We start from the raw sequence: 15,445 nt of genomic DNA, 5'->3' as shown, positions 1-15,445 counted from the left end.
AAATTATTGCGGTTAGCGGAATAATTGTTCAACGGCCAGATTAATTCCGGCGCCGCCCGCCAGCAGCCAGAGAAACAAGATCAGCGCCAGCAGCAGCGGTTTTACACCTGCCTGACGTATCGCACTCAGACGGGTAGTCAGCCCCAGGGCGATCATGGCCATCATCAGCAGAATGTTATCCAGCTTGATCAATTCGTTGACCACGCCGGTGGAGAGAAGCTGGCAGGAATTGAACGCCGCGATGGCGACAAACCATAAGGCAAACCAGGGAAACATCAGGGAAACCGGTGCCGCCGACGAGTGTGTCTGTTGTCTGTTTTTCAAAACAAGACCAAGGGCAAGCAGAAAAGGGGCCAGCAGCATGACGCGCAGCATTTTACCAATAACGGCAATATTTTCCGTCTCGGCATTAATGGCGTGTCCGGCCGCCACGACCTGAGCCACTTCATGAATGGTTGAGCCCAGATACATGCCAAACGTCTGTGGCGTTAATGTTATCCAGTGATAATCAAGGTTAAGTTGGTATAGCCACGGATAAAGAAATATCGCCGCAGTACCAAAGATGACGACGGTAGAGACAGCGACGGCGATTTTCTCGCCGGAGGCGTTGACCACCGGCGCCGTCGCCAGAATGGCGGCCGCGCCGCAGATGCTGCTGCCAGCGCCGATCAGGATAGTTGTTTCGCTATCGAGTTTAAATACACGCCGCCCCAGCCAGCAGGCGAGTAGAAAAGTAGACGCGACGATCGCCAGATCAATGATGATACCCGCGGTGCCAACGGTAGTAATTTGCTGAAAACTGATGCGAAATCCGTAAAGCATGATGCCCCAGCGTAAGAGATGCTGTTTTGCCCACTGCACACCCGGATCGCAGTAAGTATGTAGTCGGGGATAGAGGGTATTGCCGAGTAAAATCCCTGCCACGATCGCTAATGTTAGTGATCCCGGCCCCCACTGCGACACTTGCGGAATAGTTGCCAGCCAGAGAATAAAAAGAGTCATTAAACTTACCGCGGATAAGCCGGGGAGTAGCGTTATCACTCTGTAATGAGGTTTGATGCGTTGTTGCACCGCAGAAAGAGCAATCATTTTGTATACCTGTTCTGAGAATACCGAGCTGAGGGCTCATCCTATAATCAGAAGGTATAAAAGAAAAATTGATTATATATTTATAACCTATCTATATTTTAGATATAGGAACGATGCTTTACGGCGGTTAAACGTTTTTGCATACGTCCTGACGAGCGGTTCAATTCTCCAGAACTTCGGTCTACATGTATCCTCTTAATACGCTTTCCTGCATATGATGGCGCTCATAAGATGGTTGATCCCGTGAAATCTCCTGATAAATTTATTAATATTCTCCTAACTATAGGTATTTTCGATAAAGAACCCATTATGCATATTACCTTACGCCAGTTGGAAGTTTTTGCAGAAGTTCTGAAAAGTGGTTCAACCACCCAGGCTTCGGTTGTACTTGCACTTTCCCAATCTGCCGTTAGCGCAGCATTGGCCGATTTGGAAGGGCAATTGGGCGTTCAGCTGTTCGACCGCGTCGGCAAGCGACTTGTTGTGAATGAGCATGGGAGATTGCTCTATCCAAAAGCGTTGGCGTTGCTTGAACAATCAGTGGAAATTGAACAACTTTTTCGTCATGACAATGGCGCATTGCGTATTTATGCCAGCAGTACCATCGGCAACTACCTCTTACCGGCTATGATTGCCCGTTATCGACAGGATTTTCCTGAAATTCCACTGGAACTGCACGTTGGGAATACTCAGGACGTGATTGCGGGGATTTCGGGATTCAACGTCGATCTTGGGCTGATTGAGGGACCGTGCCATCATACCGATCTGGTGACTCAACCCTGGCTGGAAGATGAGCTGGTGGTTTTTTGTTCGCCGGCGAATCCGCTCTGCCAGCAGGATGTTTCACTACAGGCGTTGGCCGATGCGCCATGGATTTTACGTGAACAGGGTTCAGGTACGCGTGAAGTGCTGGATCATTTGCTGTTGACTCAGCTGCCACACTTCCATCTGGTGATGGAATTAGGGAACTCGGAGGCGATTAAACACGCGGTGCGACACGGTATTGGCATCAGTTGCCTGTCCCGCCATGTGATTGCCGAACAACTGGCAGCGGGAACGCTGGTGGAGTTGGCGGTGCCGCTGCCCAGGCTCACTCGTACGTTATATCTGGTTCATCATCGCCAGAAGCATATTTCAAATGTCTTACAGCGTTTCCTGAGTTATTGCCGCGAAACGTTATAGAGAACCTATTTTCTGTTGCTAATGATCGGGCCCGAGTTATGAACCTCTCTTATAACTCGACGATCTTATCTATCCTGTTGAAAACGATTTGCTACAATCCCGCCTCGATTTTTTTGGCAAGAGCACGCAGGACAATAATGGCTCAGCAAGATATTCAATCTCAGGGAACACCGACCCTGCGCCGTGAGCTTAAAGCACGGCATTTAACCATGATCGCCATTGGCGGTTCGATTGGCACCGGATTATTCGTCGCCTCTGGCGCAACGGTTTCACAGGCCGGTCCGGGCGGCGCACTGTTATCTTATGCTCTGATTGGTTTGATGGTTTACTTCCTGATGACGAGTCTGGGGGAGTTGGCGGCTTTTATGCCGGTTTCCGGCTCTTTCTCAACCTACGGTGCGCGCTATGTAGAAGAAGGATTCGGTTTCGCGCTGGGGTGGAACTATTGGTACAACTGGGCCGTCACCATTGCCGTTGACCTTGTCGCCGCACAGTTGGTGATGGGGTATTGGTTCCCTGAAGTCTCCGGCTGGATCTGGAGCGCGCTGTTTCTGGCGCTGATGTTTCTGTTGAATTACATTTCCGTAAAAGGATTTGGTGAGGCGGAATACTGGTTTTCACTGATCAAGGTGACGACGGTTATTATCTTTATCGCCGTGGGTGTCCTGATGATCGCGGGCATTCTGCGCGGTGCTGAAAATGCGGGTTTCCATAACTGGCAGATTGGCGATGCGCCTTTTGCGGGTGGTTTCTCCGCGATGATCGGGGTCGCGATGATTGTCGGTTTTTCATTTCAGGGAACGGAGCTGATTGGGGTTGCCGCCGGTGAGTCCCAGGATCCGGGTAAAAATATTCCGCGGGCGATCCGTCAGGTATTCTGGCGTATTCTGCTGTTCTATATTTTCGCCATTCTGATCATCAGCCTGATCATTCCATATACTGACCCTAACCTGCTGCGTAATGATGTTAAAGATATTACCGTCAGCCCGTTCACGCTGGTCTTCCGGAATGCAGGTTTGCTGTCGGCGGCGGCGGTGATGAACGCCGTGATCCTGACGGCCGTGCTGTCGGCGGGTAACTCCGGTATGTACGCTTCGACGCGCATGCTGTTTACGCTGGCCTCGGAAGGTAAGGCACCGCGTATTTTTGCCCGGCTGTCAAAAGGAGGTGTGCCGCGCAATGCGCTATATGCAACGACAGTGGTGGCGGCGTTGTGCTTCCTGTCATCGATGTTCGGCAACCAGACGGTGTACCTGTGGCTATTGAACACATCAGGGATGACCGGTTTTATTGCCTGGTTGGGGATTGCGATCAGCCATTACCGTTTCCGCCGCGGCTATGTGATGCAGGGACATGACCTGAATCGCTTACCTTATCAGTCGGGTTTCTTCCCGCTGGGGCCGATTTTTGCTTTTGTACTCTGTCTGGTGATTACACTGGGGCAGAACTATCAGGCGTTTCTGGAAGATAAAATCGACTGGTATGGCGTCACGGCGACGTATATCGGTATTCCGCTGTTCTTACTGATTTGGTTTGGCTACAAATTGTATCGTGGTTCTCGCTTTATCAAATATCAGGATATGACCTTCCCCGATTACAAACAGTAAGCGGGCTGGCCGCCGCCGTTTCCGCGACGAAGTTATACGTTTTTATCAGGTTGCTTCATTCAGATGGAGCAACTTTTTTATCTCTCCTTAACGATTTTACCGAACCCGATGTTTATCCGGATGGTAATCATCATCTCGTTAGTTTGCTGCGTTTTTCTCCCGCTTTGGACGCCAATTGATACGGCGTCGTGCTGTCAGTGCCGGTATTCGCTATTTTCCCCGAAGTGTCAATGTTTGGGATTGGAACAGGGACTGATTAAAAATCAAAACTGCGTTTCTTTTTCTATTATCGACTAGCGGCGTGATAATGAATGAAATTCATCCTATTAAAAGTTGTTAATTACTTTAATGCTGTCTACGCTGAATGCTTGGCGGATCCTTGTATTTTATAATTGACCGTCTGATTGTTAATTGGATGAGGTGTACGTGTTAATTAATTAATTGTTCTGCTATCTTTTTTAGAGACACACATAAAGTTTAATAAGTTATTTTAGGGATGAGGATTTCTGTACTCCGTTCCAATGTATAGAATTTGTTACTAACGAAAGCCAGACTTCGGTGTATAAATAGTAATCAGGTTAAAGACTATGCTAAAAATTACCTTTTTGGATAAAGGCGCGCTGCCTGAAACTATTTTCCTGAAAAAGAATAGCTTCAGGCGGCCACAGTGCCGCCATGAATGGATTGAATATAGTTACACGGCTCCTGAGCAGGTTATTGCCCGGGCGAAAAATAGCGACATTATTATTACCAATAAGACCATATTGACGCGGGAAACGCTGTCGGCGTTGCCTGATTTAAAGTTGATTGCGGTAACGGCCACGGGGACGAATAACATTGATACCGTGGCGGCGGCTGAGTTGGGGATCGCGGTGAAGAATGTGCCCAACTACGCGACTCAGGCTGTTTCCGAGCATGTGATTGCCATGATTTTTGCGCTCAAACATAGCCTGATGGGATGGCATCGGGATCAGCTCGGCGATCGATGGACGAGTCAGACGCAGTTTTCCTACTTTGATTATCCGGTTAAGGACATTGCCGGTTCAACGCTGGGGATTATCGGCGCCGGGACGATCGGACGTGAAGTGGCTCGCCTGGCGACGGCGCTGGGAATAAAAGTCGTTTTTTCCGAACATAAAGAAAGTGCGCAGTGTCGTCCGGGGTATTTGCCGTTTGAACAAGTTTTACAGTCTGCGGATATTATTTCGCTGAATTGTCCGTTAGTGGATGAGACCCGGTATCTGCTGAATTCACAAACATTGGCGCTGTGTAAACCGACCGCGTTTGTTGTTAATACCGCCAGAGGCGGACTGATTGATGAAGCGGCTTTACTCCTGGCCTTGAATCAGCGCCGTATTGCCGGTGCGGCGCTGGATTGTCTGACCCAGGAGCCGCCAGCTAAAAACAATCCGCTGATGCTGGCGGCAAAAACGTTACCTAATCTATTGATTACACCACATATTTCATGGACCTCCGCATCGGCCCTGCAAACGCTGATGGAAAAAACAATTGAAAACATTGACGAGTTTGTTCAGCAACAAGGATATCCACAGATATTAATAAACGGAAATGATGTTAAATAAGCAGGATTAATATGTCACTAATATTATTATTTACACCTTGATGATTCCGCTGCTGTTGCATTGCGATTGTTTTTTTATCGGGTATGGATATTTATGGCTTATGTCTGATATCGCATTGAAATCCTGAGCGATTGAAACAATCGTTTCTATAGCTCAGGGGAAATAGCGTTATTGTTGTTATTTTTTCAGGCAGGAAAATAGCAGGAACCGGGAAATGTATTATTGTGATAGTGTTGTTTTGATAATAATAGGCGGTTAATAATAAATAAAAACGAGTTTCTCTATCTCACCACCTTTGCAGGCGGTGAGTGAACGTAATGAAATCAACGCTTTTGAATATAGGTTATCGCCAGCGCCAGCGCCAATACCAGCCCCTTGATGATGTCCATGGCATAGTAAGGCACTGAGAGCATAACCAGCCCGTTTTGCAATACTCCGAGAATAACCGCGCCTACCAATGTACCCAGCGCATTCGGCTTGCCAGATCCGGCTAATGAAAAACCGATATAGGCCGCCGCGACGGCATCCATCAGGTAGCCACCGCCTGCATTGACCTGAGAGGAGCCAATACGGGAAGCCAGCAGAATGCCGCCCAGCGCCGCCAGCAGCGATGAAAAGATATAGGCCTGAACACGATAGCGAGCCGTGCGGATGCCTGCCAGCCGTGCGGCTTCCGGGTTGCCGCCAATGGCATACATTCTGCGTCCGTGTTTGGTCAGTGACAAATACAACTGAACAAGCAGCGTGACGACGAGCATGATCACGACAATAACCGGAACCTGCCCCAGCGTGGCAAAGAATTCAGGAATGATGCCTTCAGCCATTTCGCCGTTTGGCAGCACCATGTTTTGGGTGATGGAGCCGCCGTAGCTGTAGGTCATCGCAACGCCCTGAATCACAAACAGACTGGCAAGTGTCGCCAACATATCCGGGATCTTGAGTACGACAATCAGAAACGCGTTGAACAACCCGACCAGCGTGCAGAGCAGCAGTGTCAACACAATGGCGCCCGTCGTCCCCAACCCATGCCAGACGAACAGGGAGATCACCAATGCATTGGCCAATGACGCCGTTGAGCCGACAGATAAGTCAAACCCGCCGACGGATAGCGAAATGGACACGCCGATGGCAATCACCGTTACGATGGCAATCGAACGCAAGATGTTGATGATATTGTAAGGATCCAAAAAATTATCCGAGGCCAGTCCGAATAGTGCGATCAGGGCCACAACGGTAATCAGCATGCCCCACTTGTACAGAAACTCGAAGAAGCGATGGCGAAAGGGGAGCACCCCGTTAGGTGAAAGTTGGTGACTCACGCGGGAGTTCCTCCAGTTGAATACAATAGTAATGTTTCTTCATCAATATCTGATGCATTCAGTTCGGCGACGATACGGCCGTCCCATAGCACGCAGATCCGGTCACACAAACCGACCAGTTCGGAAAATTCGCCTGAGGCGTAAATAATGCCTTTGCCTTGCTGCGCCAGACCATCGATCAGTGTGAACAGATCCTGCTTTGCCTTGATATCCACCCCTTTGGTGGGTTCATCAAAAATCAGCACTTGAGCTTCGCTGCGTAACCATTTACCGATAGCGACCTTTTGCTGGTTACCACCAGACAAGCGGGCAAGTTTTTGCATCGGGCCGGTTGTCCGAATGGTCAATTGCGCAATGATGTGCCTGGCCCAGCGGAATGCCTGTTTATGGCTGAATATTCCCCAGCGGGAAAAGCTGTCGCTGGCACTGACGCTCAGATTCATCGTGACTGATTCGTCAATAAAAATCCCTTCTTTGCGCCGTTCTTCCGGCACCAGCGCAATACCTTGTTCAACCGACTGATGAGGGGAATGGGGTTTCCATGCCGTACCACGGTATTCGCCATTGGCGACCCGGCTGGCGGTTGCGCCGAACAGGGCCTTACACAGTTCTGTTTTACCCGCGCCGGCCAGTCCGGCAATGCCCAGAATTTCGCCTTTGCGCAGCGTCAGAGAAATATCGCGTAGCAGGGTTTCGTCATGCAGACCGGTAACGTGCAGCAACACCTCCTGGCTCTGTGTCGCCCGGCGGGGCGGGAAAATATCATCCAGCCGATGGCCGAGCATCCGTTCGACGATCTGTTCACCGCTTAAGCCCTGCATCGGGCCGCTACTGACAAATTCGCCGTCACGCAGTACGGTTAACGTATCGCAGATTTCGTTCAGCTCATGGATACGGTGGGAAATAAAAACAATGCCGATCCCGTCGGCCTGTAAACGCCGAACAACCTGAAACAGGCGCGTGCTTTCCGCCTGATCGAGTGGGGCGGTGGGTTCATCCAGAATTAAAAAACGGCATTCGTGAGACAGTGCCCTGGCGAGCAGGATTTGCTGTTTTTCGGCGAGAGAACAGTTATCCAGACGCTGGCGTACATTCAGAGCGACGCCGAGCTGGTCGAGCAGTGCCTGTGCCTGTTGGTACAGCTGGGACCAGTTGAGCACTTGGCCCGTCTGCGCCAGCGTATCCAGCATGATATTTTCAGCAACGGACAGTGTGGGAACCAGCGCCACATCCACCTCTTGCTGTACCAGATGAATGCCGTATCGTTTGGCGGCGCGCGGCGAGTGAATATCCACCTGTACGCCATCAATCATGATGTCGCCACGGTAGTGACTGTAGGCGCCGGACAAAATGGTCATCAGTGTTGATTTGCCCGCGCCGTTTGCGCCGGTTAATGCATGAATGGATCCACCTTCCAGCGTGAAATTAACCTGCTTTAATGCGTTAAAGCCAGAGAATGAGATAGAAATGTTGCGCATTTCCAATCGGGTTCGTTGGGTGGTAGACGTCATGGTTCGGTAGCGCTCTTGGCGGTAAATATCGTCAGAAAACGGGTGTGAAAGGTATCACATAACTAACAGAATTTAATACAGATTAAGGGCAGCGAAAGCCCTGGGATATGAATTTAAAAGCATAAGATAAGTAAAAAAATTCTTAAACCGCATCAGGTAAGTGAATAAGATGGCGTAACTCAGGGGCGAGCATGCAGAACGCCTGCCTCCGTCGGTTTCTATCAATGGTTGCACAATGATAAAAAGCATAGGAATTTCAGCAAATGAACACAACGGCAATCCGTGTACAGGTCGGTCCGGCCAACTATTTTTCTTTTCCCGGGGCCATCGATAAATTACTGGCGTTCTATCCTCCGGCTGTTTTGAACCATGCCCTGTGGATATACGGGGAACGCGCCCTGGCGGCGGCGAAGCCATTTTTACCCGCGGAATTTAACGCCGCTACTGCCCGGCGCGCACTGTGTGGCGCACACTGTAGCGCAAGCGAAGTGGCCCGGTTGGCGGCGGAGGCAGGAGATAACTGTCAGGTCGTGATCGGCATTGGCGGCGGCGCGGTGTTGGATACCGCCAAAGTGGTGGCCCGGCAGGTCGGTGTTCCGTTGGTCGCCATCCCGACGATTGCGGCGACTTGCGCGGCCTGGACGCCGCTGTCTGTTTGGTACAACGATGCCGGGCAGGCGCTGAATTTTGAAATATTTACCGATGCCAACCATCTGGTACTGGTTGAACCCCGCATTATTCTGGCCGCACCGCCAGAATATCTACTGGCCGGCATCGGTGACACGTTGGCGAAGTGGTATGAAGCGATGGTGCTCAGCCCGCAGCCTGATACGTTACCATTGACGGTTCGTCTTGGTCTGCAAACTGCGCTGGATATCAGGGATGTGTTACTGAAGCAGAGCGTTTCGGCAATGGAAGCTGTCGCTCGCGGCGAACTGACGCCGGCGTTTCTTGATGTTGTGGATGCCATCATCGCGGGTGGCGGTATGGTCGGCGGGCTGGGTGAGCGCTATACCCGGGTGGCCGCTGCACATGCTGTACACAACGGGCTGACGGTTCTGCCACAGACTGAACAATTCCTGCATGGCACAAAAGTCGCTTACGGCATTCTGGTTCAAAGTGCCCTGCTGGGCGATGACGCCACGCTGCGTCAACTCCACGACGCGTTCAAAGGGTTGGGTTTGCCGACATCGCTGGCAGAGCTGGAAGTGGATATCAACGATCGCGCTGCGATTCAGTCGGTGATTGCACGAACGCTGAAACAAGGCGAGTCAATTCACTATTTGCCACTGGCACTTGATGAGCATGTCATGCTGGACGCGTTGAAAAAGGTCGAGGCGTTGGCTGGCTGACGGAAAGGTAACGGGCGGATTATCCGCCCAATGGCCATACCCATCATCTTTCATGACTGAACGACTCGACCCACCGCAAGGCGGGCAGGATGCCCGTCATAACTCTACCGGACTGATGATTACTGTATTTTTTCGTAGGCGAACGAACTTTTGATATAACGTGAGTAATATCGGTATTTGTTCGTGCTCGACATTAACTCTTCATAGATCATCCGCGCCACGCCTGAGTATTGATATATGCTGCCATTCAGCAGTTCAATTTCCAATAGACTCTTTTCCGCATCGTATCCGATAGCAAACAATTCTGATGATGAAACCCGTTTTCTTTGCAAAATCAATCACTCCTAAAAGATCAATGCCACATTCCAGACGGTGAAACAGCCTATTTTTATTAGACGCCTTACAGCGTGAAGTTACCGTCTTCCAGCCCTTTAATTCTGGTCCGGTATAATACGCTACTCGTTCATCAAGAAAAGTGCGATATTTATAGGCAACGGTTGCCGGGTAATGAGCAAATTTGTCGACCCGGCGGGGTTGCCGTGATTGGGTTCGCTGTTCATCCTGAATATAAGCGCGTTGATACGCCGTTAACCGCTCAATCCGTTCGATATACTGGCCGCCAGGCAGAACTGACTCGCATCTTCACCAATATCAGCGGTACCGCAATTTGTATATCGGCACCGGTGAGCCGATCTCCAGTAAACCAGTCATATTCTTCCCGCAACTTGTCATTGGGCTGAAACGCTGGAAGCGTTTTTCACCCTCACTTGTGAGGGTGATCAGGGATGGACGACAATAAATACTGGGCGTGAAAGCGCAGATGATCCTCAATAAAGCTGGCAATGAAGAAATAGCTGTGATCGTAGCCAGACTGCGTACGCAACGTCAGCGGCCACGCGTGTTGCCGAGCCAATTCAGCCAGTTTCGCCGGCTGTAACTGGTCTGGTAAAAACTGGTCGCAGTCGCCTTGATCCACCAGTATGGGGAGCTTATGTTGGGCGCTGGCCAGTAAATGGCAACTGTCGTACTGCCGCCATTGAGTTTCATCTTTGCCCAGATAGTTCTCGAACGCCTTGCGTCCCCAGGGCACCTGGCAAGGATTGACGATCGGGGCAAAAGCCGATGCGGAGAGATACTGTGCTGGATTACGCAGGGCCAGCATCAGCGCGCCATGTCCACCCATCGAATGCCCGCAGATGGATTGCCGTTCGTTCACATTGAAGTGTTGCTTAATGATGGCGGGTAATTCCTGATGGATGTAATCATACATCTGATAGTGCGCGGCCCAGGGCTGCCGGGTGGCGTTGACGTAAAATCCCGCGCCTTGTCCAAGGTCGTATCCTGCATCATTGGCAACGTCTTCTCCCCGCGGGCTGGTGTCCGGCATGACCAGAACCAATCCCAACTCTGCCGCGACGCGTTGGGCGCCGGCTTTGATGGTGAAGTTCTCGTCGTTGCAGGTGAGGCCGGACAGCCAGTAAAGCACGGGCGGCGGGATATCATCGGGCGTTGGCGGCAGGTAAATGCTGAATGTCATGTTGCAGTTCAGCGTGTCAGATAGATGGCGATAGCGCTGCTGCCAACCGCCAAACATGCGGTGTTCTTCCAGAAGTTCCAGTGACGGGATCATCTTTGTGCTGCCTCCTTATATTGGCTATAACCCTCATCATCCAGGTCGCCAGTATGTGGGTGGCTATCCCAGTCACCCGATCCGGCGGGGAAACTGGGAAAGCGTATGGCGGTACCTTGAAATCAACAGGGCAGGGGTAATGACGACGTTAGCTGAAATGGATAACCGAACGAATCGATTTACCTTCATGCATTAAATCGAATGCGGTATTGATCTCGTCCAGACTCATGGTATGGGTGATGAAATCGTTCAGTTGGAATTCACCGTCCATATAGCGTTGTACAATGCCCGGCAATTGACTGCGGCCTTTTACGCCACCGAAAGCGGATCCGCGCCATACGCGGCCGGTAACCAACTGGAAGGGGCGTGTGGAAATTTCTTCACCCGCGCCGGCAACACCGATAATCACCGATTCGCCCCAGCCTTTGTGGCAGCACTCCAGAGCGGAACGCATAACGTTCACGTTTCCGATACATTCAAATGAGAAATCAACGCCGCCGTCGGTCAGTTCGACGATCACATCCTGAATCGGCCTGTCATCGTCTTTGGGATTAATCAGATCGGTGGCGCCCAGCTTGCGTGCCAGCTCGAATTTGCTGGTATTGAGATCAATCCCGATGATACGACTGGCGCCGGCCATTTGTGCGCCGATAATGGCTGACAGCCCGATGCCGCCGAGCCCGAAAATCGCTACCGTATCGCCTTTTTTCACTTTGGCCGTATTGATCACCGCGCCCATGCCGGTAGTCACGCCGCAGCCCAACAGGCAGACTTCTTCCAGCGGCGCTTCTTTACTGATTTTGGCCAATGAAATTTCCGGTACGACAGTGTGTTCTGCAAACGTCGAGGTGCCCATATAGTGGAAAATAGGCTGGCCGTTTTTAGAGAAACGGGTGGTGCCGTCCGGCATCAGACCTTTACCTTGTGTGGCGCGAATAGCCTGACACAGGTTGGTTTTCCCGGAACGACAGAATTTACATTCGCCGCATTCAGGGGTGTATAGCGGAATAACGTGATCGCCAACGGCCACGCTGGTTACGCCTTCGCCGATCGCCTCAACGATACCGCCGCCTTCATGACCCAGAATCGCGGGGAAAACGCCCTCGGGATCTTTACCCGACAGGGTATAAGCATCGGTATGGCAAACACCGGTGGCAACAATGCGCACGAGAACTTCACCTTTCTGAGGCGGCATCAAATCGACTTCTTCAATCGTTAATGGCTGGTTCGGGCCCCAGGCGACAGCGGCGCGGGTTTTGATCATTTGCATGGTGTAACTCCTCTAGCGGCAATATGTTGCGTAAACGTTTAAAATTGGTTATTGATTAATCTCAATAAGCATGATGTCAGGTTGACGATTGTTCAATGATGAGCTTTTTCAGCGCTTCAACATTGGGGCCAAAAGCATCACGCCGCCATATTAACCAGGTGGCGGTATCTGCGATTTCTTTGGGCAGCGCATGTCTTTGTACCCGCTCATGAGCGGGTAATAATTCAAGTACGGAGGCAGGGATGAGCGCCAATCCGGCTCCGCTGGCAACACAGGCAATCATGGCATGATAGGACTGGATTTCCATGATGTTGCCGAGCGTGATTCCATCCTGTCTGAACCATTTTTCCAGACGAGAACGGTATGAACAGCGTGGTGGGAAAGTGAACAACGTGTCGTCTTTGGCATCCTGCGCGTGGTGGATGGGGGAATGATTGATATCCGAAATCAGCACCAGATGTTCAGGAAATGATTTGCAGCCGTTCAGTTCATCGTAGGAAACCGGGCCATCGACAAACGCCGCCGCCAGCGTTCCGGCGCGAACCCGATCGACAATTTCCCCGGATGTACCGGTCGTCAGTGAAAGCGCTACGCCAGGATAACGCTGATGATAGGCCGCAAGCAGGCCCGGTAATCGGGTCGCGGCCGTACTTTCCATTGAGCCTAACGCAAAATTACCGGCGGGTTCACCAGTACGGGTCATGCTGATGGCTTCTTCGCTGAGAGCCAGAATACGTTGTGCATAGCAGAGAAAGTTGTGCCCGATAGGGGACAACCGCAAGCGATGTTTTTCACGGATAAAGAGAGCGGCTCCCAGCTCCTGCTCAAGTTGCCGGAGACGGGTCGTCAGGTTTGAGGGGACGCGATGCAACTGCTCTGCCGCCCGAACGACTGAACCCGTTTCGGCAACAAGACAAAACATGCGTAGTTGAGTCAGGTCCATGATTTTCTCTTTTTGTGACTAACTTTGTTTTAATTATTCACTTTTTGTGAGTTTAGCGATAAGTCACTCTGTTCGCAACTTTTATGTAACACGTAAGGGAAAGTGATGGCTTTAAGAATAGCGTTAAGCGGATTTTTGATGTTGGCCGTTGCGATGGGCATCGGACGTTTTGCTTTCACGCCACAAGTACCATTAATGATAGCTGAACATCAGTTGACGCTTACCAGTGCCGGCATCGTAGCGGCGTTAAATTATCTGGGATATCTGGCAGGTGCCTTTGATGCCATGCGGGCAAAAACCCGAATCACGCTACGGTTGTGGGGCGGAGTATGGGGCGCCGTGTTTTTGACATTGCTGTCCGCGGCCGTTGACGATGTCTGGTGGCACAGCCTGATTCGTTTTCTGATCGGGTGGGCGAGTGGCTGGGCGATGGTGCTGGTTGCGGCATGGACGAACGAAAGTCTGGCACATTATGGTCGGCCTGCTCTCAGTGCCGCGGTCTTCGCTGGCCCGGGCGTGGGGATATTTATCAGCGGCATGCTGGCGGTTGGTGCTCACGGGCTGGCATTGAGTGCGTCACAGGCCTGGCTGGTTTATGGCGCACTGGCGCTCATCGTCGTCAGTGCCGTGAGTGGTAATTTGCCGCGTGGCGGGAAATCAGCCCGACAGGCGATGCCTGTCGAACCGTTGACGTTGACACCGCGATTAAAGCGTTTGGTCTGGAGCTACAGCCTGGCAGGATTTGGCTATATCTTACCCGCGACCTTTCTTTCACAGATGGCGGCTCAGCGCTTTCCCGGCAGCCTGTTTGCACAGTTTGTCTGGCCGCTTTTTGGCGGCGCGGCGGTATTAGGCATTGTGATTGGCATTGCCACCCGTCAGGTTTCGACGACGCATCAACGTCTGGCGTTGACGCTGTGGGCGCAGGCTATCGGCGTGTTGTGCGCGGTCAGCTTTTCCGATATCAGTGGTTTGATCATCGCCTCATTGCTTACGGGCGGTGGATTTCTGAGCGTTGTACAACTGGCATTACAATATGGCCGTGAACTGGCGCCGCAGCATGTGCGCTATATGGCGGGGTTACTGACGACGGGCTATGCCATTGGGCAATTGGTTGGGCCATTGGTTTCGTCGATATCTGCTGCATTAACGCACCGTCTTGAGCCTGCGTTGTATATTGCCTGCGTCGGACTGGTTATGGCGGGGGCATTAGTCTGGCAAACAAAGCGGAACGATAGGGAGTAACCTTTTTCATTAATCAACCGATGGGAAAAGGAAAAAGCGATTATAGCAAGTCATTTCATGAATTTCTTTTTTATTAAAAATACAATAAAATCATATACATAAATTATTTTGTTTTTGCCTATCAATGAAATTAATAGAAACAATTTTGGTTTAATCCTGGTTTAAGTTTTGATATTTAATATTAAGCCTCCTGTGAGGACGTTTAATAAAAATTGAAGAACGGAATCATCTATTCTGAATATTGTCATTGACGATAAGTGGAAGCGCTGTTTCCGCTGGCGTCAGGAGCATGTGTTTATTGCGGCATGGAAATAATAACGCTGTAAATTAACGATGATGGCATTGATTATTAATAGTTGCCTATCTATTTGATAGACGTTTTTTTACAAACAAAAAAGAAAAACGGGGAGGATTCTTCGCTTCCATGAGGTCATTTTCGTACGCGACGCAATATAAGAATTTTCCCAGAAAAATGCATGTCGAATAAGTTAGAAGGCGCAGATAGGCATAGTTAAAAATAAATAGGCAAAATAATTAGTTACATAGAAGCCGAATGACTGCCATCAAGCAATAGCTACTGGCTATTGTTATGTCTTCTTCTATCGTATTTAGTGATCAAAATAAGTAAAGTACCGGCTTTGTTGGCCGATAATATAGATGCGTAACAGAGAAGTGTGCCAATTGTGTAAGAAATGTATATTTTCTGTCACAAAG

12 protein-coding genes are annotated in these 15,445 nt (G+C 50.6%); 5 read left to right on the top strand and 7 right to left on the bottom strand.

The window, feature by feature from the left end:
• Window positions 1-12: 12 nt before the first annotated feature.
• Window positions 13-1,089: a YeiH family protein gene (locus DDT52_RS13755; protein WP_136156848.1), complete on the bottom strand. Its 1,077-nt coding sequence runs from the start codon at window positions 1,087-1,089 to the stop codon at window positions 13-15.
• Between the two features lie 309 nt (window positions 1,090-1,398).
• On the opposite strand from DDT52_RS13755, the gene yieE reads away from it, so the two are divergent.
• From yieE to DDT52_RS13740, 3 genes are all read left to right on the top strand, one after another.
• A complete protein-coding gene (gene yieE / locus DDT52_RS13750) occupies window positions 1,399-2,271 on the top strand; it encodes a DNA-binding transcriptional regulator YeiE (RefSeq protein ID WP_136156847.1) in 873 nt (290 codons plus the stop codon).
• A gap of 137 nt (window positions 2,272-2,408) precedes the next feature.
• Window positions 2,409-3,878, top strand: coding sequence for an amino acid permease (locus tag DDT52_RS13745; RefSeq protein ID WP_136156846.1), 1,470 nt, complete (start codon window positions 2,409-2,411; stop codon window positions 3,876-3,878).
• Between the two features lie 587 nt (window positions 3,879-4,465).
• The gene (locus DDT52_RS13740; protein WP_136156845.1) at window positions 4,466-5,461 is read left to right on the top strand and encodes a 2-hydroxyacid dehydrogenase; all 996 of its coding nucleotides are present in this window, start codon (window positions 4,466-4,468) and stop codon (window positions 5,459-5,461) included.
• A gap of 323 nt (window positions 5,462-5,784) precedes the next feature.
• Here the strand turns inward: DDT52_RS13740 and DDT52_RS13735 are convergent, their stop codons facing one another.
• Window positions 5,785-6,705 (bottom strand): ABC transporter permease, encoded by a 921-nt coding sequence (locus DDT52_RS13735; protein WP_247595531.1) that lies wholly within the window; start codon window positions 6,703-6,705, stop codon window positions 5,785-5,787.
• A gap of 71 nt (window positions 6,706-6,776) precedes the next feature.
• Entirely contained in the window at window positions 6,777-8,291 is a 1,515-nt protein-coding gene (locus tag DDT52_RS13730) for a sugar ABC transporter ATP-binding protein (RefSeq protein ID WP_136156843.1), read from the bottom strand.
• A gap of 263 nt (window positions 8,292-8,554) precedes the next feature.
• On the opposite strand from DDT52_RS13730, the gene DDT52_RS13725 reads away from it, so the two are divergent.
• Window positions 8,555-9,643: an oxidoreductase gene (locus tag DDT52_RS13725; RefSeq protein ID WP_136156842.1), complete on the top strand. Its 1,089-nt coding sequence runs from the start codon at window positions 8,555-8,557 to the stop codon at window positions 9,641-9,643.
• A gap of 119 nt (window positions 9,644-9,762) precedes the next feature.
• Here DDT52_RS13725 and DDT52_RS13720 read toward each other — a convergent pair whose 3' ends face one another.
• The 4 genes from DDT52_RS13720 to ptrR form a co-directional block, all read right to left on the bottom strand.
• The gene (locus tag DDT52_RS13720; protein WP_109055563.1) at window positions 9,763-9,975 is read right to left on the bottom strand and encodes a KTSC domain-containing protein; all 213 of its coding nucleotides are present in this window, start codon (window positions 9,973-9,975) and stop codon (window positions 9,763-9,765) included.
• 431 nt (window positions 9,976-10,406) lie between these two features.
• On the bottom strand, window positions 10,407-11,273 hold the full coding sequence (fghA, locus tag DDT52_RS13715; RefSeq protein WP_136156841.1) for an S-formylglutathione hydrolase: 867 nt from the start codon (window positions 11,271-11,273) through the stop codon (window positions 10,407-10,409).
• A gap of 148 nt (window positions 11,274-11,421) precedes the next feature.
• A complete protein-coding gene (locus DDT52_RS13710) occupies window positions 11,422-12,543 on the bottom strand; it encodes an S-(hydroxymethyl)glutathione dehydrogenase/class III alcohol dehydrogenase (protein ID WP_168709780.1) in 1,122 nt (373 codons plus the stop codon).
• A gap of 76 nt (window positions 12,544-12,619) precedes the next feature.
• Window positions 12,620-13,486 carry a putrescine utilization regulator PtrR gene (gene ptrR, locus DDT52_RS13705; protein ID WP_109055481.1) on the bottom strand — a complete coding sequence of 289 codons (867 nt, stop codon included), beginning with the start codon at window positions 13,484-13,486 and terminating at the stop codon, window positions 12,620-12,622.
• A gap of 105 nt (window positions 13,487-13,591) precedes the next feature.
• Here ptrR and DDT52_RS13700 point away from each other — a divergent pair, with 105 nt between their 5' ends.
• Complete coding sequence (locus DDT52_RS13700; RefSeq protein WP_136156840.1) at window positions 13,592-14,731, top strand: YbfB/YjiJ family MFS transporter; 1,140 nt, start codon at window positions 13,592-13,594, stop codon at window positions 14,729-14,731.
• Window positions 14,732-15,445 lie beyond the last annotated feature (714 nt).

Origin of the sequence: Brenneria roseae subsp. roseae, from assembly GCF_003115845.1 — a bacterium.
GTDB lineage: Bacteria > Pseudomonadota > Gammaproteobacteria > Enterobacterales > Enterobacteriaceae > Brenneria > Brenneria roseae.
Note: the sequence above shows the minus strand (reverse complement) of the source record. Positions and strands in the feature narration are given on the sequence as shown.

Bases quoted from the DNA above. Each gene is read 5' to 3' on its own strand.
- DDT52_RS13755 (WP_136156848.1), bottom strand. From the start codon at position 1,089: ATGATTGCTCTTTCTGCGGTGCAACAACGCATCAAACCTCATTACAGA.
- DDT52_RS13725 (WP_136156842.1), top strand. From the start codon at position 8,555: ATGAACACAACGGCAATCCGTGTACAGGTCGGTCCGGCCAACTATTTT.
- DDT52_RS13700 (WP_136156840.1), top strand. From the start codon at position 13,592: ATGGCTTTAAGAATAGCGTTAAGCGGATTTTTGATGTTGGCCGTTGCG.
- DDT52_RS13745 (WP_136156846.1), top strand. From the start codon at position 2,409: ATGGCTCAGCAAGATATTCAATCTCAGGGAACACCGACCCTGCGCCGT.
- ptrR (WP_109055481.1), bottom strand. From the start codon at position 13,486: ATGGACCTGACTCAACTACGCATGTTTTGTCTTGTTGCCGAAACGGGT.
- yieE (WP_136156847.1), top strand. From the start codon at position 1,399: ATGCATATTACCTTACGCCAGTTGGAAGTTTTTGCAGAAGTTCTGAAA.
- DDT52_RS13710 (WP_168709780.1), bottom strand. From the start codon at position 12,543: ATGCAAATGATCAAAACCCGCGCCGCTGTCGCCTGGGGCCCGAACCAG.
- fghA (WP_136156841.1), bottom strand. From the start codon at position 11,273: ATGATCCCGTCACTGGAACTTCTGGAAGAACACCGCATGTTTGGCGGT.
- DDT52_RS13735 (WP_247595531.1), bottom strand. From the start codon at position 6,705: ATGCTGATTACCGTTGTGGCCCTGATCGCACTATTCGGACTGGCCTCG.
- DDT52_RS13740 (WP_136156845.1), top strand. From the start codon at position 4,466: ATGCTAAAAATTACCTTTTTGGATAAAGGCGCGCTGCCTGAAACTATT.
- DDT52_RS13730 (WP_136156843.1), bottom strand. From the start codon at position 8,291: ATGACGTCTACCACCCAACGAACCCGATTGGAAATGCGCAACATTTCT.